The organism is Stenotrophomonas sp. 28608_Sma, assembly GCF_056486185.1.
On record NZ_CM151308.1, the window covers coordinates 4,609,640 to 4,631,540 of the forward strand.

25 protein-coding genes and 2 tRNA genes are annotated in these 21,901 nt (G+C 66.6%); 13 read left to right on the forward strand and 14 right to left on the reverse strand.

The features are described from left to right. The first annotated feature begins 28 nt into the window (after positions 1-28). The 5 genes from ACZLHH_RS21730 to ACZLHH_RS21750 all read left to right on the forward strand — a co-directional run bounded on the left by ACZLHH_RS21730 (position 29) and on the right by ACZLHH_RS21750 (position 4,062). Positions 29-823, forward strand: a complete 795-nt coding sequence (locus ACZLHH_RS21730; protein ID WP_049461643.1) for an SDR family NAD(P)-dependent oxidoreductase — start codon at positions 29-31, stop codon at positions 821-823. 97 nt (positions 824-920) lie between these two features. Next, on the forward strand, positions 921-2,810 hold the full coding sequence (locus ACZLHH_RS21735; RefSeq protein ID WP_180845318.1) for an MFS transporter: 1,890 nt from the start codon (positions 921-923) through the stop codon (positions 2,808-2,810). Positions 2,811-2,992: 182 nt separating this feature from the next. Then, positions 2,993-3,280, forward strand: coding sequence for a CD225/dispanin family protein (locus ACZLHH_RS21740; protein ID WP_005419784.1), 288 nt, complete (start codon positions 2,993-2,995; stop codon positions 3,278-3,280). Positions 3,281-3,314: 34 nt separating this feature from the next. Then, entirely contained in the window at positions 3,315-3,593 is a 279-nt protein-coding gene (locus ACZLHH_RS21745; RefSeq protein WP_032127177.1) for a CD225/dispanin family protein, read from the forward strand. A gap of 43 nt (positions 3,594-3,636) precedes the next feature. Then, positions 3,637-4,062, forward strand: coding sequence for a DUF2752 domain-containing protein (locus ACZLHH_RS21750; RefSeq protein ID WP_006473646.1), 426 nt, complete (start codon positions 3,637-3,639; stop codon positions 4,060-4,062). Positions 4,063-4,630: 568 nt separating this feature from the next. Here ACZLHH_RS21750 and ampE read toward each other — a convergent pair. The 5 genes from ampE to ACZLHH_RS21775 all read right to left on the reverse strand — a co-directional run bounded on the left by ampE (position 4,631) and on the right by ACZLHH_RS21775 (position 8,341). Further along, the gene (ampE, locus tag ACZLHH_RS21755) at positions 4,631-5,518 is read right to left on the reverse strand and encodes a regulatory signaling modulator protein AmpE (RefSeq protein ID WP_032127176.1); all 888 of its coding nucleotides are present in this window, start codon (positions 5,516-5,518) and stop codon (positions 4,631-4,633) included. 134 nt (positions 5,519-5,652) lie between these two features. Continuing rightward, positions 5,653-6,558 carry an NAD(+) diphosphatase gene (gene nudC / locus ACZLHH_RS21760; protein ID WP_032127201.1) on the reverse strand — a complete coding sequence of 302 codons (906 nt, stop codon included), beginning with the start codon at positions 6,556-6,558 and terminating at the stop codon, positions 5,653-5,655. 146 nt (positions 6,559-6,704) lie between these two features. Then, positions 6,705-7,097 (reverse strand): iron-sulfur cluster insertion protein ErpA, encoded by a 393-nt coding sequence (erpA, locus tag ACZLHH_RS21765; protein ID WP_005419789.1) that lies wholly within the window; start codon positions 7,095-7,097, stop codon positions 6,705-6,707. A gap of 31 nt (positions 7,098-7,128) precedes the next feature. Beyond that, positions 7,129-7,593, reverse strand: a complete 465-nt coding sequence (locus tag ACZLHH_RS21770; RefSeq protein ID WP_006398829.1) for a bactofilin family protein — start codon at positions 7,591-7,593, stop codon at positions 7,129-7,131. 4 nt (positions 7,594-7,597) lie between these two features. After that, complete coding sequence (locus ACZLHH_RS21775) at positions 7,598-8,341, reverse strand: DUF6776 family protein (protein WP_019336613.1); 744 nt, start codon at positions 8,339-8,341, stop codon at positions 7,598-7,600. Positions 8,342-8,520: 179 nt separating this feature from the next. On the opposite strand from ACZLHH_RS21775, the gene ACZLHH_RS21780 reads away from it, so the two are divergent. Genes ACZLHH_RS21780 through ACZLHH_RS21790 form a run of 3 tightly spaced genes read left to right on the forward strand, consistent with a single transcriptional unit; the run spans position 8,521 to position 13,269 of the window. After that, the gene (locus tag ACZLHH_RS21780; protein ID WP_005411305.1) at positions 8,521-9,138 is read left to right on the forward strand and encodes a DUF4126 domain-containing protein; all 618 of its coding nucleotides are present in this window, start codon (positions 8,521-8,523) and stop codon (positions 9,136-9,138) included. A 44-nt stretch (positions 9,139-9,182) separates the two neighbouring features. Beyond that, a complete protein-coding gene (locus tag ACZLHH_RS21785) occupies positions 9,183-11,069 on the forward strand; it encodes an EAL domain-containing protein (RefSeq protein ID WP_180845319.1) in 1,887 nt (628 codons plus the stop codon). A gap of 1 nt (position 11,070) precedes the next feature. Then, entirely contained in the window at positions 11,071-13,269 is a 2,199-nt protein-coding gene (locus ACZLHH_RS21790) for an ATP-binding protein (protein WP_180845320.1), read from the forward strand. A gap of 58 nt (positions 13,270-13,327) precedes the next feature. On the opposite strand, the gene bfr is transcribed toward ACZLHH_RS21790, so the two are convergent. The 3 genes from bfr to ACZLHH_RS21805 all read right to left on the reverse strand — a co-directional run bounded on the left by bfr (position 13,328) and on the right by ACZLHH_RS21805 (position 14,880). Then, positions 13,328-13,798, reverse strand: coding sequence for a bacterioferritin (gene bfr, locus ACZLHH_RS21795; RefSeq protein ID WP_005419804.1), 471 nt, complete (start codon positions 13,796-13,798; stop codon positions 13,328-13,330). A 143-nt stretch (positions 13,799-13,941) separates the two neighbouring features. Next, positions 13,942-14,151 (reverse strand): (2Fe-2S)-binding protein, encoded by a 210-nt coding sequence (locus tag ACZLHH_RS21800; protein ID WP_005411309.1) that lies wholly within the window; start codon positions 14,149-14,151, stop codon positions 13,942-13,944. A 108-nt stretch (positions 14,152-14,259) separates the two neighbouring features. Beyond that, positions 14,260-14,880 (reverse strand): RNA pyrophosphohydrolase, encoded by a 621-nt coding sequence (locus ACZLHH_RS21805; protein WP_032127170.1) that lies wholly within the window; start codon positions 14,878-14,880, stop codon positions 14,260-14,262. 120 nt (positions 14,881-15,000) lie between these two features. Between ACZLHH_RS21805 and ACZLHH_RS21810 the strand changes: the two genes are divergently transcribed. After that, a tRNA-Met gene (locus ACZLHH_RS21810) sits at positions 15,001-15,077 on the forward strand. 55 nt (positions 15,078-15,132) lie between these two features. Further along, positions 15,133-15,207 (forward strand) — tRNA-Gln (locus ACZLHH_RS21815). Between the two features lie 280 nt (positions 15,208-15,487). On the opposite strand, the gene rpsI is transcribed toward ACZLHH_RS21815, so the two are convergent. Together rpsI and rplM are read right to left on the reverse strand one after the other, a co-directional pair. After that, on the reverse strand, positions 15,488-15,880 hold the full coding sequence (rpsI, locus tag ACZLHH_RS21820; protein ID WP_005411311.1) for a 30S ribosomal protein S9: 393 nt from the start codon (positions 15,878-15,880) through the stop codon (positions 15,488-15,490). A 2-nt stretch (positions 15,881-15,882) separates the two neighbouring features. Further along, positions 15,883-16,311: a 50S ribosomal protein L13 gene (gene rplM / locus ACZLHH_RS21825; protein WP_005414692.1), complete on the reverse strand. Its 429-nt coding sequence runs from the start codon at positions 16,309-16,311 to the stop codon at positions 15,883-15,885. A 197-nt stretch (positions 16,312-16,508) separates the two neighbouring features. Here rplM and coq7 point away from each other — a divergent pair, with 197 nt between their 5' ends. Beyond that, positions 16,509-17,153: a 2-polyprenyl-3-methyl-6-methoxy-1,4-benzoquinone monooxygenase gene (coq7, locus tag ACZLHH_RS21830; protein WP_180845321.1), complete on the forward strand. Its 645-nt coding sequence runs from the start codon at positions 16,509-16,511 to the stop codon at positions 17,151-17,153. Between the two features lie 87 nt (positions 17,154-17,240). On the opposite strand, the gene ACZLHH_RS21835 is transcribed toward coq7, so the two are convergent. Together ACZLHH_RS21835 and speD are read right to left on the reverse strand one after the other, a co-directional pair. Beyond that, on the reverse strand, positions 17,241-17,561 hold the full coding sequence (locus tag ACZLHH_RS21835; protein WP_005411314.1) for a DMT family transporter: 321 nt from the start codon (positions 17,559-17,561) through the stop codon (positions 17,241-17,243). Positions 17,562-17,730: 169 nt separating this feature from the next. Next, positions 17,731-18,525, reverse strand: a complete 795-nt coding sequence (speD, locus tag ACZLHH_RS21840) for an adenosylmethionine decarboxylase (protein WP_006473908.1) — start codon at positions 18,523-18,525, stop codon at positions 17,731-17,733. 149 nt (positions 18,526-18,674) lie between these two features. Between speD and crp the strand changes: the two genes are divergently transcribed. Together crp and ACZLHH_RS21850 are read left to right on the forward strand one after the other, a co-directional pair. Continuing rightward, the gene (crp, locus tag ACZLHH_RS21845) at positions 18,675-19,364 is read left to right on the forward strand and encodes a cAMP-activated global transcriptional regulator CRP (protein ID WP_010482649.1); all 690 of its coding nucleotides are present in this window, start codon (positions 18,675-18,677) and stop codon (positions 19,362-19,364) included. 62 nt (positions 19,365-19,426) lie between these two features. Further along, positions 19,427-20,188, forward strand: a complete 762-nt coding sequence (locus ACZLHH_RS21850; protein WP_014038735.1) for a sulfite exporter TauE/SafE family protein — start codon at positions 19,427-19,429, stop codon at positions 20,186-20,188. A 168-nt stretch (positions 20,189-20,356) separates the two neighbouring features. On the opposite strand, the gene ACZLHH_RS21855 is transcribed toward ACZLHH_RS21850, so the two are convergent. After that, positions 20,357-21,073, reverse strand: coding sequence for a haloacid dehalogenase-like hydrolase (locus ACZLHH_RS21855; protein ID WP_032127168.1), 717 nt, complete (start codon positions 21,071-21,073; stop codon positions 20,357-20,359). Beyond that, entirely contained in the window at positions 21,070-21,864 is a 795-nt protein-coding gene (trpC, locus tag ACZLHH_RS21860) for an indole-3-glycerol phosphate synthase TrpC (RefSeq protein ID WP_049401666.1), read from the reverse strand. Before trpC ends, ACZLHH_RS21855 begins: the two co-directional genes overlap by 4 nt. Positions 21,865-21,901: the final 37 nt, after the last annotated feature.

Sequence of the window (21,901 nt, forward strand, 5' to 3'; positions counted from 1 at the left end):
TGGGTGATCCCCTGCCCCGGATTCCTCCATGAAGATCGAACTCACCGGCCGTACCGCGCTGGTCACCGCCTCCACCGCCGGCATCGGCCTGGCGATTGCCCAGGGCCTGGCCAACGCGGGCGCGCGGATCATTCTCAACGGCCGCAGCACCGACAGCGTCGAACGCGCCCGCCAGCGCCTGCTCGCCGCCGTTCCGGGTGCCGACGTGCTCGGCGTGGCCGCCGACCTTTCCGATGCGGCCGGCGTCGACACGCTGCTGGCAGGCCTGCCCAAGGTCGACATCCTGGTCAACAACGCCGGCATTTTCGGCCCCGAGGACTTCTTCGAGACCGAAGACGCGACCTGGGAACGTTACTGGCAGACCAACGTGATGTCCGGCGTGCGCCTGTCGCGGGCACTGTTGCCGGCCATGGTCGATGCCGGCTGGGGTCGCGTCCTGTTCATCTCGTCCGAATCGGCACGCAACATTCCGGCCGACATGATCCACTACGGTGTCAGCAAGACCGCGCAGCTGTCGCTGTCGCGCGGCCTGGCCAAGCGCGTGGCCGGCAGCGGCGTCACCGTCAACGCGGTGTTGCCCGGCCCGACCCTGTCCGACGGTTTCGCGGCGATGTTCGAAGATGAACGCCAGCGCAGCGGCAAGCCACTGGAGCAGATCGGCCGCGAGTTCGTGATGGCACACCGGCCGTCTTCGGTGATCCAGCGCACCGCCACGGTCGAGGAAGTGGCCAACATGGTGGTGTATCTGGCCTCGCCGCAGGCCTCGGCGACCTCGGGTGCGGCGCTGCGCGTGGATGGCGGCGTGGTCGACGATATCGTCTGAGACCTATCAAGGTGTGCGGACCAACGGTCCGCACCCACAGGTCCGCACCCACAGCGGATAGGCAGGAATGCTAGGCTGCGCCGGTCAAGGAGGCTCCATGTCCGGTCACAACCAGTTCGCCCTGCTGCGCCAGCGCCGTTTCCTGCCGTTCTTCGTCGTCCAGGCGCTCGGAGCGTTCAACGACAACGTGTACCGGCAGGCGATCATCGGCCTGTTGTTCTATCTGGGCGTTTCGGAGGAGCAGCGTTCGCTTTACACCACGCTGGCGCCAGCCATCTTCATCCTGCCGTACTTCCTGTTCTCGGCGCTGGCCGGGCAGATCGCCGACAAACTGGAAAAATCGCGGCTGATCGTGATCACCACCACCATGGAGATCGTGATCATGTCGATGGCGGCTGTCGGTTTCATCACCGAGAACCTGCCGTTCCTGCTGGTCGCCCTGTTCTGTACCGGCATGCAGTCGACCCTGTTCGGCCCGGTAAAGTACTCGGTACTGCCCTCGGTGCTGAAACCCGAGGAACTGACCGGCGGCAACGGCCTGGTCGAGATGGGTACTTCGATCTCGATCCTGTCCGGCATGATCATCGGCGGCTCTGTATTCCTGCTTGCGGGCAGCTACGGTCCGATCGTGGCAGCCACAGCGGTGATCGCTCTGGCCATCTGCGGCAACATCGCGGCGCGCCTGATTCCCAAGGTCGACGCCGGCGATCCGAGCCTGAAGATCAACTGGAACCCCTTGCCGGAGTCGCGGGTCGTGCTGCGCATGGCACGGCAGCAGAAGGCGGTGCGCAACGCCATCCTCGGGGTATCCTGGTTCTGGTTCGTCGGTACCGTGCTGACATCGCAGCTGCCCAATTACGCGTTGGCCAACCTCGGCGGCGAACCCAAGCTGTATCTGTTCGCCCTGGCCCTGTTCTCGGTCGGCACCGGCATCGGTTCGCTGCTGTGCGAGAAGCTGTCGGCACGCACGGTGGAAATCGGCCTGGTGCCGCTGGGTGCGTTCGGCATGACCGCGTTCCTGCTCGACCTGTATTTCGCCCGCAGTGGCGAAGCGACCGTGCACGGACTGACCATCGGGACGTTCCTGCAGCAGCCGGGCAGCATCCGCATCGTCATCGACCTGATCGGCATCGGCCTGTTCACCGGCATCTTCGTGGTGCCGCTGTTCGCGCTGATCCAGAGCCGCACGCCGAAGGCGCAGATGTCGCGCGTGTTTGCGGCGCTGAACATCCAGAACTCCGGTTTCATCGTCGGCGCAGCCCTGCTGTCGCTGGCCGCGCACAAGCTGCTGCACTGGACCATCCCGCAGCAGTTCCTGGCGCTGGCCATCGCCAACGCACTGGTGGCGATCTACATCTTCACCATCGTCCCCGAATTCCTGATGCGCTTCCTCAGCTGGCTGATGGTGCGCACCCTGTACCGCCTGCGCCCGCACGGCATCGAGGCCAACGTGCCGGACGAGGGCGCCGCGCTGCTGGTCTGCAACCATGTCAGCTACATGGACGCACTGATCCTGTCGGCGACGATCCCGCGCCCGGTGCGCTTCGTCATGTACTACAAGATCTTCAACATTCCGGTGATGCGCTGGATCTTCCGGACCGCCAAGGCGATCCCGATCGCCGGTGCGCGCGAAGACCCGGCGCTGATGCAGCGCGCGTTCGATGACATCGACGCTGCGCTGGCCGAAGGCGAGCTGGTCTGCATCTTCCCGGAAGGCGCGCTGACCAAGGATGGCGCGATGGCACCGTTCAAGTCCGGCGTCGAGAAGATCCTCGAACGGCGGCCGGTGCCGGTGGTGCCGATGGCGCTGCGCGGCATGTGGTCGAGCATGTGGAGCCGGCGCGACAGCCGCCTGGGCCGCATGCGCGTGCCGCGCCGTTTCCGCGCCACCGTCGAGGTGGTGGCGGCAGCGGCCGTGGATGGCCACAGCACCAGCGCACCGGTGCTGGAGGCCCAGGTGCGGGCCCTGCGCGGCGATCACGCCTGACGAGATGGGCCCGCCGAGCGGGCCCAGCGGACTCCCCCACATACGTCATCGTCCAGTGGTGTACGCGACATGTCGTGACTGTAAACGCATACATGCAACGCAGGTTGCGGTAGATTACGCACCCACAGGGGGGAGGTCCGGCCGATTCATCATGGCCGGCCACCAAGGAATGGAGTCTCGCTTTGAATCAACCACCACCGCTCAGCCGTCCGGTCTACATCCCCAACCATCTGGTCTGGGCGATCCTGACGACGCTTTTCTGCTGCCTGCCGTTGGGCGTGGTGTCGATCGTGTACGCCTCCCAGGTCGATGGCCGCCGCGCGGCCGGCGACCTGCCGGGGGCCTACAGTGCGTCGCGCAAGGCGGGCTGGTGGGCGGTGGCTTCGGCCGTGGCCCTGCCGGTCCTGTTGCTGTTGTGGTTCGGGCTGTTCGGCGGCTTGGCCGTACTGGGCGCTCTTTCCGACCAATGATTCACCACCACCACCCATCAAGGAGCTTGAACCCATGAATACTGCTACTCCGCAGGTCCCGAACAACCTGGTCTGGGCGATCCTGACCACCCTGTTCTGCTGCCTGCCGGCCGGCATCGTGTCGATCGTCTACGCCGCCCAGGTCAACGGCAAGCTGGCGGCCGGCGACATCGCCGGCGCCCAGGACTCCGCCGCCAAGGCCAAGAAGTGGGCCATGTGGTCGGCCATCGCCTGGGTCGTGCTGGTCGTGCTGTACGTGCTGTTCTTCGTTGTGCTCGGCGGCATGGGCGCGATGAGCAACGGCAACTACTGATACGCCTGGACGGATCCGGCGCCTGCGCCGGATCCGTTGTTGCATGTCCGCGCTTCCCGCTCGTTCCCGACTCGCCCGCTGGGCACCGCTGCTGGTTTCCGCCGGCCTGGCCGTGGGTGCCACGGTGGTGCTGCGCAACGTCAATCCGTATGTCGCCGGCAATCCCCTGCCGAGCTGCCCGCTGTACGCGCTGACCGGCCTGTACTGCCCGGGCTGTGGCAGCACGCGCTGCCTGTATTCCCTGGTCCACTTCGACCTGCCCGGCGCGATGGCGATGAACCCGCTGCTGGTCATCAGCCTGCCGTTCCTGTTGTTGATGCTGCTGAACATCGCCGGCATCCGCCCGCGTGTGCTCGACCCGCTGATGCGGGTGCTGGCCAATCCCGTGTTCTGGCTCTGGGTGCTGCCCGGGTATGCGCTGCTGCGCAACCTGCCGTGGGCGCCGTTCACTGCACTGGCACCGATCTAGGTTTCCAGCCAACGGCGCAGCCCCTCGTGGTGGGCGGCGTTTGTCGATCATGGGGTTGGCCGGGCGGGATGGGTTTGCGGGGGACGCCGTGAATCCGTCCGTGGAGGCTTGGCCGCGGCTTGCTCGTGTGCGCTGTCCTGCGCACACGGCAAGACCGGGGTTGAGCCTCCTGCCCAACCCGCCCGAGGCATGCCTCGGGCCCATGCCGCGGACACCCCCGCAAACCCATCCCGCCCGGCCACGGACAGTTTCCGTGTGCGTCCACCACGGAAAAGAAAGAGAAGATCAAAAGCGGAAGCGGAAGCGGATCGCTTCGCTCTGCATCCACGCATGGCGTGGATCTACCGTGTCGACCAAGGTCGACACCTACCAACAGCCGCGGGAATCTGTCGAAGGCGGGGTGGGTCGGATGGCGGGGGTGTGAGCCGCATGGATGCGGCGACCAAGCCTCCACGGACGGATTCACGGCGTCCCCCGCCATCCGACCCACCCCGCCAACCCGCAGCAATCCAGCTGTTGCTCTTGCTGTTGCCTCTGCAGGTGCAGGGCTGCAAGCCCTGCAAAGCAACTACGTCACCCAGCCTGCAATCACCAGCAGGGCGAGGATCGCCAGCCACAGCAGCAGCATCCGCCACACCAGGCTCATCGCATCCCGCAGGTCCGGCAACCGCTGCCACACCGGCAACAGCCCCGCCTCGGTGTAATCGTGCGCATCCTCGCGCAGCTCGGCATTGACGCTGGCCCGCGCCACCGCGCCCAGGAAGCCGATGTTGCCGGCCAGGCGCTCGCCGTGGGCCTGGCGCCAGGCCTTCCACGCCGTATCGAAGTTGCCCACCAGCGCCATCGAAAATGCCATCAGCTGCGCCACCGGCCACTCGATCCAGCCCAGCAGGCGCTGCGCCAGCGCCAGCGGCTCCACCGGCACGCGGGCACGCATCGGGCTTTCCGCCATCAGCGCCAGCAGCCGGTAACCGAGAGCACCGGCCGGGCCCAGCAGCAGGAACCAGAACAGCACCGCGAACCAGCGCCGCAAGGCGTTGAGCACGGTTGCCTCGACCAGTGACGGAATGTCCTCGCGCAGGCTGCCACCGGCCGCCTGCAGGTTACGCACCGCGGCCTGGCGCGTCGCCGCGTCATCGGCATCGATGATCGCTTCGATATCGCGGTCCAGATCGCGCGGGCCCCAGCACCACGCCAGCACCGCCACGCCCAGCAGCAGCGACGGCAGGCCGAACAGCACCCCACGCAGCAACCACGCCAGCAGCGCCATCAGCAGCAGCGGCGGCAGCAGTGCCAGGGCAACGCCTGCCGGCCCCTGCCAGGCCTTGCCACCGCGCGCGTCCAGCCAGCCCAGCCAACGCCGGAAGCCGTCGAAACGGCGCAGCGAGGCGGCAGCGGCCGGGGCAACATGGCCCAGGGCCAGTGCCACCAGCACGGCGGCCAGAGTGGTGAACATGGCAGGTCTCCCTACGAAACAGAACGCTCGGCGTCGCTACCTTACCTGTCGCAGCGGCGCCCTCAGCGGTGAACCGGACTGTAACCCGGGCCGTGTTCAGGTGGCGGCAATACAGGCGCCACCGTCAGCCCCGCTCAGCCCTTCTGCTGCCGGTACCAGTGTTCGATCAGGCCGCGCGAAATCGAGATCGGCGGCGACAGGCGGATGCCCTGGCCATCGTCCTCCACATCGCGTGCCAGTGCCGCGCCGACCTCGTCGGCACTGAACCAGCGCGCATCTTCCAGCTCGCCATCCACGGTCGGCAGGTCATCCTGCGCCTGTGCACGGAAACCGATCATCAGCGCGCCCGGGAACGGCCACGGCTGCGAACCGAGGTACTGGCAGGCGGTCACCCGTACCTTGCTCTCCTCGTGCACTTCACGCACCACGGTCTGCTCGAAGGTCTCGCCGGGTTCGACGAAGCCGGCCAGCACCGAGTAACGCCGCGGTGCCCAGTTCGACTGCCGGCCCAGCAGCAGCCGGCCCTGGTTTTCCACGGCGACGATCACGGCGGGGTCGACACGCGGGTAATGCTCGGTGGCGCACTGCCCGCAGCGACCGACGAAGCCGCCACGGGCAAACGCCACGGCGCCGCCGCACACGCCGCAGAAGCGGGTGCGCGAATGCCAGTAGGACATGCCGCGGGCGTAGCTGAAGGCGGTCGCATCGGCCATCGGCCACAGCAGTGCGGCCTGGCGCAGGTCGAGGCGGCGCGGGGCCGTGACGGTAACGTTGGCGGCTTCGACCGAGAACCAGGCCTGCTCGCCACGCAGGCCAAGGAAGATCGCGGCACCGGGGCCGCCGCCGATGTCGGCGCCGGTCAGCGCCAGCGGCTGGTCGTCATCGCCGGTGAAGGCGCTGCCGTCCTGATCGAGCACGAGAATGCGCGCGCCCGGCCACAGGCGCGCCAGTGCATCGGCATCGTCGCGCAGGGCATCGGCGCGCTCCAGCGGTTCGCCAACGAAAGCGAAACCGGAAAGCGGCGAAGGAGTATTGGGCATCCGGCAAGCGTGCCGCCAATCGATGCAGGTGGCAAGTTCGGCGCTGTGCGCAATCTGCCGGTGTGGGCGTGCAGGCACAGCATCCACGCATGGCGTGGATCTACAGAGGTGCCAACCTTGGTTGGCACCTTCCGGCCACAGGCCTCTTACATGCTGAAGCTGCTGCCGCAGCCGCAGGTGGTCTTGGCGTTCGGGTTGCGGATCACGAACTGGGCACCGGTCAGGCTCTCGGTGTAGTCCACCTCGGCGCCCATCAGGTACTGCAGGCTCAGCGGGTCGACCAGCAGGGTCACCCCGCTGGTCTGTACCGCCAGATCATCCTCGGCACGGTTCTCGTCGAACTCGAACCCGTACTGGAAGCCCGAACAGCCACCGCCTTCGATGTACACGCGCAGGGCCAGGTCGGGGTTGCCCTCTTCCTGGATCAGGGATTTGACCTTGGCGGCCGCCGACTCGGTGAAGTTCAGCGGGCGCTCCAGCGACTGGTAATCGGGCGCGGCAACCGGGGTGGCGCCGGGCAGGGAGACTAGCGTGCTCATGGTGTCAGCATGGGGGTGCCGACGATGGCTTTCAAGCCATCGCCTCGGCCAGCTTGCGGCGTGCGGCGGTGTCACCCTTGCCGCCATTGGCCTCATCACCTTCCGGGGCCGGCAGGGCCGCCATCGGGGCGCTGGCATGGATCAGGCGGCCGTTCAGCTGGGCACCCGCATTCATCTCCACCACCTGGTAATGGACGTTGCCATTGACCCGCGCGCTCGGGGTCAGTTCGACCTTCTCGGTGGCATGCACGTCGCCGTCCAGGCGTCCACTGATGACCACCACCTGGGCACGGATCTCACCTTCGATCACGCCATGCTCGGCGACCGTCAGGGTCGCGCCACTGGCGCCTTCGGCAGCGATCACCTTGCCGTGGATGCGGCCTTCCACATACAGGCCACCACTGAATTCCACATCACCGCGGATCACCACCTGGTTGCCGATCAGGGCATCCACCACCAGCTGGCCTTCACGGTTGGATTTGCTGCTTCCGAACATCTGCCTACTCCCCTTTGGCGGCCGGCGCACCGGCCTGTTTCCAGTCGAATACCTGGGTGGTACCCCCCGTACCACTCCCCAATGTCACCCGCACGCGTTGCGGGGTGAAGTCAGCCGGCAGCATCACGCTGCCGGTGAGCTGCTGGAAGTACCGGAACGAGTAATCCTGTCCCGGTACCTTGCTGCGCTGGTGCAGATCATCCCAGCTGATCGTGGCCAGCTTGCCGTTCTTGACGCCTTCCACGGTGAAACGCATCTGCCCCTGGCTGATGGCGCCGCGGTTGAGGTTCTGTGTCAGCACGGCGGTGTACTGCCAGGTGCCGGCCGCTTCCGGGCTGAACTCGATCGAATGGGTGTTCAGGCCCTTGCGCTGGCTGGTCGAACCCACCAGGCGCTCATAGAAGGCAACGTCGGCACGCAGGCCGGCGATTTCCTCATCGCGTTCGGCCAGCGAGGACTGCACCTCGGTGTTGGCGGCGCGGCTGATGCGGTCGGAGGCTTCCAGCGTGGCCTGCTTCTGGCGCAGTTCGGTCAGCTGCGCCTGCAACGTCTCGGCGCGCTTCTCGGCGGCCTGCAGGCGCTGGCCCTGTGCATCGCGCGGCGTGGCCATCCAGCAGCCACCCAGCACGGCCAGCACCAGGCTGAGCAGCCAGATGCCGCCGATCACCAGCAGGCGGCGACGGTCGGCCGGCGGTTGCGGCGCGCCGGGCAGGCGAACCTGCACGCGCATGGGAGGACGGTTGGTCATGGGTGGATTCCGGGGCATCGCGAGGGCGACACCGGTACGGCCCCTGTGGCAAACGACGGGCTAGTGTATGACAGGACGGGTGGGTTTCCTGCGCAGTGGCGAGCCACCGTCTGTGGCGTTCAGGCATGCCATCGTCGATAGTGTGGTCCCCTGCACAGTTCCGTCGCCGGAGCATCGCCATGACCGAAGCCCACCTGTTCGTGATCGGCATCCTGCTGGCCTGGCTGGCCGGCATCCGCGTCTACCTCACCGTGTTCGGTGTCGGCCTGGCCGGCCTGCTCGGCTGGGTCGACCTGCCGCCGGCCCTGCAGGCCACGGAATCGTGGTGGGTGCTGGGCACCTCGGCAGCGCTGGCGGTGACCGAATTCTTCGCCGACAAGATTCCCGGCGTCGACTCGGCGTGGGATCTGGTGCAGACCCTGGCACGCGTACCCGCAGGTGCCTTCCTTGCCGCAGCCACGCTGTCGCCGGATGGGCAGCTGGGCACCGGCGCACTTGCTGCCGGTGCCGGTGTCGCGCTGGCCAGCCATGGCCTGAAGGCCGGCACCCGCGCCCTGCTCAATACATCGCCCGAGCCTGCCAGCAACTGGGTGGCCTCCGCCGCCGAGGACACCGTGGTGGTCGGTGGCCTGGCCCTGGCCCTGGCACACCCGTGGATCGCGCTGATCGTGGTGCTGGCCTGCAGCCTGGCCGGCGCGCTGCTGGTGTGGCTGGTCTGGCGCACCTTGTGGAAGGGCGTGCGCTGGCTGGCACGCAGTGCGTCGCCCGACAGTCCACGCCAGCCCGGTACCGGTTGATCGCCGGGCTTGTCGCATAATGGACGCGAACACCAGGAGCACCGATGGCCGCAAACGAATCCCCCGCGGGCGCCCGCCCGGGACGCGCTGAAACCCCTCCGGCCGATCATTGGCAACGCTGGACCGCTGAACCGGCGAGCGCGGTCGCCGCAGCGCCGGCCGCGGTTCCGCCGCTGGCCGCCTCCGACGCACCCGCATCGATCGGCAGCGCACCGCCGCCATTGCCGGCCCCGGCCGTGCTGGCCGAGGCTGGCAACAACGACCAGGCGCCGCCGCCCTCCGATTCGCCCTACCGCGTGCTGATCGTCGAGGACGACCGCGCGCAGGCCCTGTTCGCACAGAGCGTGCTGCATGGCGCCGGCATGCAGGCGATCGTGCACAGCGATGCCGACGGCGCGCTGCAGGCGATCAAGGAGCATCGGCCCGACCTGATCCTGATGGACCTGCACCTGCCCGGCCTGGACGGCATGCGCCTGACCGCGCTGATCCGCCAGCAGCCTGGCCTGCAGTTGCTGCCGATCGTGTTCCTGAGCGGCGATCCGGACCCGGAACGCCAGTTCGAGGTGCTCGACAGCGGCGCCGACGATTATCTGAGCAAGCCGATCCGCCCCCGCCACCTGATCGCCGCCGTGGCCAACCGCATCCGCCGCGCACGTGCGCAGGCAGCGACCCTGCCTGGTGCTACCGGCGCACCGGCCACCAGCAATCCGGAAACCGGCCTGCCGACACGTCACCACGTGCTGCAGCAACTCAACGCCACCCTCACCCATCGCGACCGGGGCGGCGTGTTCTTCATTGAAGTGGCCAGCGCGCTGGGCCTGCGCGAACGCTATGGCTACGCCGCCTTCGAGCGCCTGATGGTGCAGGCCGGGCAGCGCCTGGCCGAGGCCGGCCATCCGCACCTGCTGGCACGCCTGAACGACAACAGCTTCCTGCTGCTGGCCCGCAATACCGATGAAGACAGCCTGGAAAGCATCGCCGCGACCCTGCGTGAGCAGCTCTCGGCGCGCGCCTTCGTGATCCGCGATGATGAATCGGTGCATCTGCGCGGCGTGGTGGGTTACGCGCCGCTGTCGCCGGGCTTCGACGATGCCAACGCTGCACTGGAAGCGGTCGAGCGCACCACCCTGCAGGCACGCCTGCTCAGCGCCGGCGTGGCAGGCCATGTGCACCGCCAGGCCGTCACCGAACAGGAACACCTGGCACTGCTGGAGGGCCAGCTGGAGCTGGCCTATCAGCCGATCGTCGCCGTCGCCGGTGGCAACTCCGCGCAGTACCAGCTGCTGCTGCGCCTGCGCCAGGCCGACGGCACGGTGCTTGCGGCCGGCCAGGTGATTCCCGCCGCCGAAGCGGCAGGCCGCATCGCCGACCTCGACCAGCAGGTGATGGACCATGCGCTGGGCCTGCTGGACCTTTACCGGCACGCAACGCAACCGCTGAACCTGTTCGTTTCGCAGTCGCTGCGCACGCTGCAGCGCGATGCCTTTGGCGACTGGCTGCTGGAATCGCTGCAGCAGCGTGACCTGCCCGGCAGTGCACTGGTGATCGACGTGCGCCTGCCCGACGCGCTGATCCACACCGTGCCGCTGCAGCAGTTCTGCCAGCGCATGGCCGGCGCCGGCGTGCGCTTCTGCCTGAGCCAGTTCGAACCCAGTGGCGAAGCCGATGCACTGCTGACCCAGCTGCCGCTGTCGTTCGTGCGCATGGCCGCGCGCTTCTCCAGCAGCCATTCCAACCCTGCCACGCGCGAGGAACTGCGCAAGGCGATCGAACAGGCGCATGCCGCCGGGCTGCAGATCATCGGCCAGCAGATCGAGGACCCGCAGGCCGCAGCAGCGATGTGGGTCGGCGGCGTCGATTACATCCAGGGCAACATGGTGCAGTCGGCCGGCAGTGACCTGAACTTCGACTTCCACAACGCGGTGCTCTGAGGTGCCGCTGTGGGGCGTGCTGCTGGTTGCCCTTGCTGCGGCCGTCGCACTGCTGCTGTTGGGCCTGCGCCTGCGCGCGCGCAACCGGGCACTGGCCCAGCTGCAGCGCGAGCACAGCGCGCTGGCCGCCGAGCGCGACCAGCTGCGCCATACCACCGAACGCCAGGGCCAGCTGGAACAGCAGCTGCTGCAGGCCAAGCAGGCCGCCGAAGCGGCCGTGCTGGCCAAGGGCGAGTTCCTGGCCACGATGAGCCACGAGATCCGCACGCCGCTCAACGGCATCCTGCCGATGCTGGAGCTGATCGCGCGCGGGCCGCTGGGTGAGGACCAGCGGCAGATGCTGGCCACCGCTTCGGCCAGTTCACAGCAGCTGCTGCGCATCGTCGACGACATCCTCGACTACTCCCGGCTGGAAGCGCAGGCGCTGGAACTGGAGATCACCAGCTTCAACCTGCGCGACCTGCTCGATGGCGTGGTGCAGCTGATGCAGCGCGCCGCCGATGCCAAGGGCCTGTCCCTGGCCCTGCAGCTTGACCCATCGGTGCGCCTGCCGGTGCGCGGCGACCCGGTACGCCTGCGCCAGGTGCTGAGCAACCTGCTGGCCAACGCCATCAAGTTCACCGCCCGCGGCCAGGTGCAGCTGCGCGTGCAGCGCCTGGGCGAAGGTGCGGCCCAGCACCAGCTGCGCTTCGAGATCATCGACACCGGCATCGGCATCGATGAGGCACTGCAGGCACGCCTGTTCCAGTCCTTCAGCCAGGCCGATGCCTCGACCACGCGCATCTACGGTGGCACCGGCCTGGGCCTGGCCATCTGCAAGCGCATCATCGACCTGATGCACGGGCAGATCGGCGTGCAGTCCACGCCCGGCCAGGGTGCAACGTTCTGGTTCGAGATCCCGCTGCTGAAAGTGCCCGGCGACCTGCCTGCGATGGCGCGCGCCCCCGCAGCGCTACTGTTGTTCAGCGCCGATGCAACGCTGCAGGCACGCATCGAGCGCATCGCCGCCCACCATGGGCTGCAGGTGCAGGTGCTGGCACAGCTGGATGCCGTGGTCGAGCGCCTGCGCGCTCCCGCGCGGCCCGGACAACCAGCACCGGCATGGCTGATTGTCGATTCCCGCACCCGCCGCAACGGCGAGGTCACGCTGCAGCAGGCGCTGGCCGAGCGCGGCGACGATGATGCACTGCAGGTACTGTGGCTGCAGGAAGACACGCCTGCACAACGCCCGCGCCAACGCCAGCTGCTCCCGCATTTCGATGATGCAGCCCTGCATGCACTGCTGGCGGCGCCTGCCACGCCTGCCCGCCCTGCCGCCCTGCTGGCCAATGCCGAAGACGGCTTGCCCGCACCGACGCTGCCGCCATTGCACCTGCGCGTGCTGCTGGTGGAAGACAACACGGTCAACCGGATGGTGGCCGAGCATCTGCTGCGCGTGTTCCAGTGCGAGGTGCGCAACGCCGCCGACGGCAAGCAGGCACTGGCCGCCCTTCGCGAAGGCGGCGTGGACGTGGTGCTGATGGATTGCCAGATGCCGGTGCTGGACGGCTACGCCGCCACGCGCCGCTGGCGTGCGGAAGAAACGGAAACCGGGTGCTCGCGGTTGCCGATCATCGCGATGACGGCCAACGCCATGGCCGGTGACCGCGAACGCTGCCTGCAGGCCGGCATGGACGATTACCTGTCCAAGCCGATCGCACGCGCCACCTTGCATGCGCTGTTGAAGCGCTGGGGGCAGCGATCACGCGATGTCGTAGCGTCGAGCTTGCTCGACGGCGAAGCATCCGGGGCCAGTGGAATCCCGCCAGCCGAGCATGGCCCGGCTCTACAAGAGACGAAAAGCCAAGCGGTGACGCAACCGGTGCTGGACCGTGATGTGCTGGACGAACTGCAGGCGGTGATCGGCGATACCGCCCTCCAGATCGTCTCGGTGTTCCTGGAGGATGCGCCGGCGATGGTGCAGCAGCTGCAGCACGCCGCGCAGAGCAGCGACGAGCCGCGACTGCAGGCAATCGCCCACAGCCTTAAATCATCGAGTGCGAACGTGGGGGCGTTGTCGCTGTCGGCAATCGCGCAGCGGATCGAGCACGAAGCCCGTAGTGGCAGCCTGCAGCGCCCCGCAGTGGCGGTGGCGCTGCTGGTTGCCGAATTCGCCCGGGCGCGCGTGGCGCTGACGGGCTACCTGGCACAGCATCGGTAGCGTCGAGCTTGCTCGACCATCGCCATGCTGATCACAGTCGAGCAAGCTCGACGCTACGTCACTCTTCCAGCTTGCTGAGCAGGTACTTCGGCTCGCCGATACGCTCGATCAGGTCGAGCTGGGTTTCCAGCCAGTCGATGTGCTCTTCTTCCGAGTCGAGGATCTTCACGAACAGCTGGCGGCTGACGTAGTCGCCCACCGAATCGGAGTAGGCCACGGCCTCGCGCAGGGTCACTACGCCGTCGCGCTCCAGCGACAGGTCGCACTGCAGGATCTCGGTCGGGTTCTCGCCGATGCGCAGCTTGCCCAGCGCCTGGAAATTCGGCAGGCCTTCGAGGAACAGGATGCGGTCGGCAAGCATGTCGGCATGCTTCATCTCGTCGATCGATTCCTTGTACTCGTGTTCGGCCAGCTCCTTGATGCCCCAGTTCTTCAGCATCTTGGCGTGCAGGAAGTACTGGTTGATCGCGGTCAGCTCGTTGTAGAGGACCTTGTTGAGGAATTCGATGACCTTGGTGTCGCCCTTCATGGGGGTGCTCCTGCACGCTGAAAACGCAGGCACTTTAACGCCTTGCGCGCGGCCGTGAAGGAACGCGAATCGTGCGCATTGGCCTGTGCGGCGGCACGTGAAGGATGCGAAAGCGCGGCGTCAACGCGCCGCGAAAGAGACGATCAGGCGACCTGGGCCAGACCGAGGACCGGCAGCGGCAGATCGTGGGTGGCACGCGCCTTGGCCAGCAGATCGCCGGCCATGTCCAGGCAGGAACCGCAGGTGGCACCACAACCGGTGCGCATGGTCAGTTCGGCCACCGTGCTGACGCCATGGCTGGCGGCTTCGCGGATCTGGTGGTCGGTGACTCCGTTGCAGATGCAGACGTACACAGGCGTGAACCGGGCTGACAGGCCAAGAGTGGCCTGTTGGCTATTCCAATGGAAACGAGAATGGTTGTCAATCAGAGACCTGAACCATTCTCGATACGGTTCAGCCGTTCACGTGGCCGGACCATCGCCGGTGGCCTTCTTCGGCCAGTAGCCGCGGGTCCGTGGGCGCTTGCGTGGGCGGTCATGCCCGGCGGTATGGCCCGGCATCCAGGCTTCCGCAGCGCTCTTGGGCATGGCGGTCACGCCCTGCCCGGCCACCCCGCGCGCCAACGGCGCCAGATGTCGCAAGGCGCGCGCATAGACGCCACGCTTGAACATCACCACGTGCTCCACCGGGTACCAGAAGTCCACCCAGCGCCAGTGGTCAAACTCGGGGGAGTCGGTGTGGTCCAGCTTCACGTGGGACTCGTCTCCGGTCAGGCGCAGCAGGAACCAGACCTGCTTCTGGCCGATGCAGACCTGCCGCTCGTTGCGGCGGATGGCCCGCGCCGGCAGCTTGTAGCGCAGCCAGCCGGGCGTTGCCCCGAGCACTTCCACGTGCTCAGGCAGCAGGCCGGTCTCTTCCTGCAGTTCACGATACATGGCCTCGACAGGCGTCTCGTCGGTATTCATGCCACCCTGCGGGAACTGCCAGCCGTCCCGGCGCACACGTCGTGCCCAGAACACCTGGCCGTCCTGCCGCATCAGCACAATGCCGACGTTCGGTCGATAGCCGTCCGGATCGATCACGATGCGGACTCCTAAAAAATCTACTGGTCGGGACTATCCCATGCCGCCTGTCGGCCCACAAGCACGATACAAAAGTGTTGACAGGGGCGATACACATCCGCAGAATAGCGGGCTCACCAAGGCTATGTAGCTCAGCCGGTTAGAGCACAGCACTCATAATGCTGGGGTCGGTGGTTCGAGTCCACCCATAGCCACCACACTGAAAATCAAGTTGTTTTTCAGTGTGAAAAGTGAGAAAATAGTTGCACGTTTTGCCCCGTCGCCAAGCGGTAAGGCACCTGACTCTGACTCAGGCATTCGGTGGTTCGAATCCATCCGGGGCAGCCAAATTAAAAGCAAAAGGCCAGATCGAAAGATCTGGCCTTTTGCTTTTAATTTGGTCGCGCATTCCACCTTATCCCCGCGCCTGTCGGCGCACCCCCTTGAACAACAAGGGGGCTCTTCTCCAGACAGAGACCGGGGTCAGGCATGCGGACCACGGGTAGTGCCGGCCGCTGGCCGGCAACCTCGAAATGCGCAACCCCAGAACGACAAAAGCCCGGCCGAAGCTGGGCTTTTGCTTGTCCAACCAGCGGGCCCCCGAAGGAGCCCAACCAGGCGCGGTAGATCAGCGCTTGGAGAACTGGGTGGCGCGGCGGGCCTTGTGCAGACCGACCTTCTTACGCTCGACTTCACGGGCGTCACGGGTCATGAAGCCAGCCTTGCGCAGCTCGGACTTCAGGGTTTCGTCGTACTCGACCAGAGCACGGGCGATGCCCAGACGGATCGCACCGGCCTGGCCGGTGGTGCCGCCGCCAGCGGCGGTGACCAGGATGTCGAAGCTTTCGGTGTTCTTGGTCAGCTCGAGCGGCTGGCGCACGATCATGCGCGCGGTCTCACGACCGAAGAACTCGTCCAGCGGACGGCCATTGACGGTGATGTTGCCCGAACCCTTGCGCAGGAACACGCGAGCGGTGGAGGACTTGCGGCGGCCAGTGCCGTAGTTTTGAGTGATAGCCATGATTAGATATCCAGAACCTGCGGCTGCTGTGCGGCGTGCGGATGCTCAGTGCCGGCGTAGACCTTGAGCTTGCGGTACATCTGGCGACCCAGCGGGCCCTTCGGCAGCATGCCCTTCACGGCGATCTCGATCACGCGCTCCGGGTGGCGCTCCAGCGCCTGTGCCAGGGATTCGGTCTTCAGGTTGCCGATGTAACCGGTGAAACGGTGATACATCTTGTCCTGCAGCTTCTTGCCGGTGACGGCAATCTTTTCTGCATTGATGACGACCAGGTAGTCGCCGGTATCAACGTGCGGGGTGTAGACCGGCTTGTGCTTGCCACGCAGACGGCGGGCCAGCTCGGTGGCGAGACGGCCCAGGGTCTTGCCCTCGGCGTCGACGAGGTACCAGTCGCGCTGGACGGTCTCGTTCTTGGCAGTGAAAGTGCTCATGAAGAACTCTAGGTTAGGTCGGGCTCATTGCGGCGAAAGGCTCGCCGGAACTCTGCCACGCGTTGTGAAAAGGTGAAGCGTAAGAGGCGGGATTGTACGCAGGTCAGCCCCCCGTTGCAAGCCGGCCCTTGACCGGGTTGGCAGGGGGACGGGGTCGGGCGAGAATCGCGGGGTCTTCCGCCCCACCGTGTACCGCCATGACCGTGCTCCGCCAGATCACCCCGCTGGACCACCTGCTGACCGAGGCGCAGCGCGCCCTGGACACGGTGTTCGGCAACCCGCCGGCGGCCCGCCCCTATCCGGCTGCGGACACCGACGAGCCGGGCATGGACAGCACCGAACGCCGCCACGCGGCCGGCCTGATGCGGATCAACCACGTCGGCGAGGTCTGCGCACAGGGCCTGTACTTCGGCCAGGCGGCCGTGGCCCGCGACCCGGCCACGCGTGAACACCTGCTGGAAGCGGCCCAGGAAGAAACCGACCACCTGGCCTGGTGCGCCACTCGCCTGGGCGAACTGGACAGCCGTCCGAGCCTGTTCAACCCGCTCTGGTACGCCGGCAGCTACACCATCGGCACCCTGGCCGGGCTGCGCGGCGACGGCTGGAACCTGGGCTTCGTGGTCGAGACCGAGCGCCAGGTGGAAGCCCATCTGGACGAGCACCTGGTCGACCTGCCGGCCGGCGACCTGCGCAGCCGCGCGGTCATCGCCGTGATGAAAGAAGACGAGGCCCGGCATGCGGACCACGCCGAGCAGGCCGGCGCACGCCGCCTGCCGTTCCCGATCCCGGGCGCGATGGCGCTGGCCTCCAAGGTCATGAAGGCCATCGCCTACCGGCTGTGACCGCCAGGTAGTGCCGGCCGCTGGCCGGCAACCACGCAGACGCCGCAGAAGATCCGGAGGTTGCCGGCCAGCGGCTGGCACTACCAGTTAATTGGGCGAGACCAGCTTCAGGCCGATCACACCGGCCACGATCAGGCCCACGCAGGCCAGGCGGGCCGGCGATGCGCTGTCGTTGAACAGGTAGATGCCCAGCACCGCTACGCCCATGGCACCGATACCGGTCCAGATCGCGTAGGCGGTACCGACCGGGATGCTCTTCATCGCCTGGCTCATCAGGTACAGGCTGATCAGCGCGGACACGACCGTGGCAGCGGTGGGAAGGGGTTTGCTGAAGCCTTCGGAGTACTTCATTCCGAGGGCGAAACCGATCTCGAACAGGCCGGCCAGCAGCAGGTAGATCCAGGGCATGGGTGGGGGCTCCTTACCTTTTTTGAGAAAAACGAAACGGCCCGGTGTTTTCACACCGGGCCGTGGGTCGGTACATCACCGTGGAACTGTAACGCGTGCGGGGGCACTGGTTCCACGGGGCGGGTCGTCCCGCCTGGGCGGCGATGCCTGCGGGCATCGCACATGGGGCTTACTCGGACAGGTTCCGGCCGTGGAACAGCTCTTCGATCTCGCGCTTGAGCAGCGCTTCGATCTTCATGCGTTCCTTGAACGACAGGTTCTTGGCCTTTTCCTCGAACAGGTACTGGTCCAGGTCGAAGTCCTTCAGGTGCATCTTCGTGTGGAAGATGTTTTCCTGATAGACGTTGACGTCGAACATCTCGTAACGCGACTTGATGTTCTTGGCCAGGAAGTTCTGGATCGAGTTGATCTTGTGATCGATGTAGTGCTTCTTGCCCTTCACATCGCGGGTGAAGCCACGGACGCGGTAGTCCATGATCACGATGTCCGACTCGAGGCTTTCGATCAGGTAGTTCAACGCCTTCAACGGCGAAATGACGCCGCAGGTGGCCACGTCGATGTCGGCGCGGAAGGTGGCGATACCTTCCTGCGGGTGCGTTTCCGGATAGGTGTGCACGGTGATGTGCGACTTGTCCATGTGCGCGACCACGGCATCGGAGATCAGCTCCTTGCCGGCCTGCTTCTTGTCGATCACCGGTTCTTCGGAGATCAGGATGGTCACCGAGGCACCCTGCGGATCGTAGTCCTGGCGGGCCACGTTCAGGATGTTGGCGCCGATGATCTCGGCGACATCGGTCAAGATTTGAGTCAGCCTGTCGGCGTTGTACTCTTCATCGATGTATTCAATGTAACGCTGACGCTCCTCTTCGGTGCGCGCGTAACACACGTCATAGATGTTGAAGCTCAGCGCCTTGGTGAGGTTGTTGAAACCCTGCAGCCTCAGGCGAGGCAACGGCTTGACCACGGCGGTCGATTCCTGTGTAAGAAGGGAAAGGGGGAATTATGGGGCAAACTGCCCCCGGGGGGAACGTGAAGAGCGCTCACATCTGGCACACTGTTTGCCCTTAACAATTGCGCTGGTTAAGCTCCGCTATCGACCCCGTGAATCCGTTCATGCGCAGAGGGAGCGCTCCTATCGTGTCAACCGTGCGCCTAGCTAGCAGTCCACTGGCCCTGGATATCGCCACAATCGATCGTTTCCTGGCGCACAGCCACAGGCGGCGATACCCCACCCGTACCGACGTCTTCCGACCCGGTGACCCGGCGGGAACCCTGTATTACGTCATCAGCGGCTCGGTTTCGATCATGGCCGAGGAAGATGACGATCGCGAGCTGGTGCTGGGCTACTTCGGTGCCGGCGAGTTCGTCGGCGAGATGGGCCTGTTCGTTGAATCGGACCGCCGCGAGGTGATCCTGAGGACCCGTACCGCCTGCGAGCTGGCCGAAATCAGCTACGAGCGCCTGCACCAGCTGTTCCTCGGCCCGCTGTCGGCCGATGCCCCGCGCCTGCTGTACGCGCTGGGCCAGCAGATCTCCAAGCGCCTGCTCGACACCAGCCGCAAGGCCAGCCGCCTGGCATTCCTGGACGTTACCGACCGGATCGTGCGCACCCTGCACGACCTGGCGCAGGAGCCGGAGGCGATGAGCCATCCGCAGGGCAGCCAGCTGCGCGTCTCGCGCCAGGAACTGGCCCGCTTGGTCGGCTGCTCGCGCGAAATGGCCGGCCGCGTGCTGAAGAAGCTGCAGACCGACGGCCTGTTGCACGCCCGCGGCAAGACCGTGGTGCTGTACGGCACCCGTTGATCGTTGAGCACCCGGTGGGTGCGGACCTTGGTCCGCACTCTTTCACGCGCTAGGCTCGGTGCATGGAACTGAGCAGCGCATTCTGGTGGTTCATCCTCATCGGCCTGGGCGCCCAGCTGGTGGACGGCGCGCTGGGCATGGCGTTCGGCCTGGTGTCGTCGTCGGTGATGCTGGCCATGGGCATTCCGCCCGCGCAGGCCAGTGCAGCCATCCACACCGCCGAGGTGTTCACTACTGGCGCCTCCGGCGTGTCGCATCTGGTCGCCGGCAATGTCGATAAGCGCCTGTTCCTGCGCCTGGCGCTGCCCGGCGCCGTGGGCGGCGCCGTGGGTGCCTACGGCCTGACCCAGCTGCCCGGCGAGGTGATCCGCCCGCTCATCTACCTGTACCTGCTGGTGCTGGCCATCATCATCCTGGCACGTGCCGCCGGCCGCCTGATGCCCAAGGGCGAGGTCAAGCGGGTGCCCGTGCTGGGCTTCGTCGCCGGCTTCCTGGATGCCAGCGGCGGGGGCGGCTGGGGGCCGGTGGCCACCTCCACCCTGCTGGCCCGCGGCGGCCAGGCACGCACCACCATCGGCACGGTGAACGCGGCCGAGTTTGTGGTCACCCTGACAGTTTCAGCAACGTTCCTGCTGTCGATGGGGCTGCATCACCTGCAGATCGTGGCCGGCCTGCTGATCGGCGGCATGATGGCCGCGCCGGTGGCCGCACTGCTGGTGAAGCGCCTGAAGGAGCGCTGGGTGCTGGTGGCCGTGGGCGTGCTGGTGCTGGGCATCAGCCTGTTCCAGATCGGGCATGCGCTGACCGGGTATCTGGCGCGCTGAGCGCTCGCCGGGCATGGCCCGGCGCTAGCTGCACGGGATTCGGTAGTGCCGGCCGCTGGCCGGCAACCCCGCAAGCCCTTCCGCAATCATGAAGTTGCCGGCCAGCGGCCGGCACTACCGGGTCGCAGCCCGGCACTCCGTCATCCCATCCCCGGCGGATTCCGCGCGTTACGCCTTGTCACCGCCGCGGTCCACGCAGCCCCAGTTGAGGATGCGGGTGCCGGCCGGCAGCACGCGGCGGAAGAAGTCCACCCTACCCGGCTTCGGGTTCACCACCACCGGCGCCTTGGCGGCCAGCAGCAACGGCAGGTCGGCGGTGCTGTCGGAGTAGGCGATATCGATGTCGCCGTAGCCGCGCTCGCGCAGCATGCGCATCTTCTCTTCGTTGTGGCAGTGGCGGGTCGGGCCGACGCCACCCAGCCGTGGGCCGACCTCGGTGCCGATCACCGGTACGTCCTGGTGGGCGACGAAGGCCAGGATCGCGCGTGCCAGCTCTGGTGGCGCGCCCGTGGCAACCACCACGCGGTCACCCTTGGCCCGGTGCGCTGCGAACACCTCCAGCGCCTGTGGCAGCAGCTTGGCGCGCATCTGCGCCTCGTTGCGCAGCACATAGGCGTCGATCACCTTGTTGAAATCGCGCGCACGGTGCAGGCCGAAGCTGCCGATCCACACATAGACCGAAATGCCGGTACGGCGGGTCGGCAGCAGCGCCACCATCGGCCCGGCGATCGGCGTGACCAGCAGCGCCGCCAGCATGCGCAGCGGGTTGCGCTTGATCAGCGAAGCGAACAGGTGAGTACCCGAATCGCCATCGTAGAGGGTGTGGTCGAAATCGAAGACCACCAGCGGCGCATCGTCGCGCGGCGTCGGATAATGCGTTTTCATGCCGCGAAGAATAGCTGACGCAGGCCCTCGCCCGGCTCTTCCACGCGCATGAAGGCTTCGCCCACCAGGAACGAGTGGATGCCGGCATCGCGCATCAGCGCCACGTCCTGCGGACCGAGGATGCCGCTCTCGGTGACCAGCAGGCGATCGCGCGGCACCGCCTTCTGCATGTCCAGCGTGGTCTGCAGCGACACCTCGAAGGTGCGCAGGTTGCGGTTGTTGATGCCGATCATCGGTGCCGGTACCTGCAGCGCACGCTCCAGCTCGTCGATGTCGTGCACTTCCACCAGTACGTCCATGCCCAGCGACATCGCCAGTTCGGACAGCGTGGCCAACTGCGTGTCGTCCAGCGCAGCGACGATCAGCAGGATGCAGTCGGCACCCAGCACGCGCGCCTCGTACACCTGGTAGGCGTCGATCACGAAGTCCTTGCGCAGCACCGGCAGCGTGCAGGCCTCACGGGCCTGCTGCAGGTAGGCATCGGCACCCTGGAAGAAGTCCACATCGGTCAGCACCGACAGGCAGCTGGCGCCGCCGAACTCATAGCTGACGGCGATGTCGGCTGGGCGGAAATCCGGGCGGATCACACCCTTGGACGGGCTGGCCTTCTTCACCTCGGCGATCACCGCCGGATCGCCGTTGGCCACTGCCGCCTGCAGCGCGCGCACGAAGCCACGTACCGGCGGGGCGCTGGCCACGGCGGCCTGCAGGTCCTCGAGGGGACGCTGGGCACGGCGCTGGGCCACTTCTTCGGCCTTGCGGGCCAGGATCGTCTGCAGGATGTCGCTCATCGTCTTCGATTCGGTGCGGGGGCGGTGAGGACGGCCA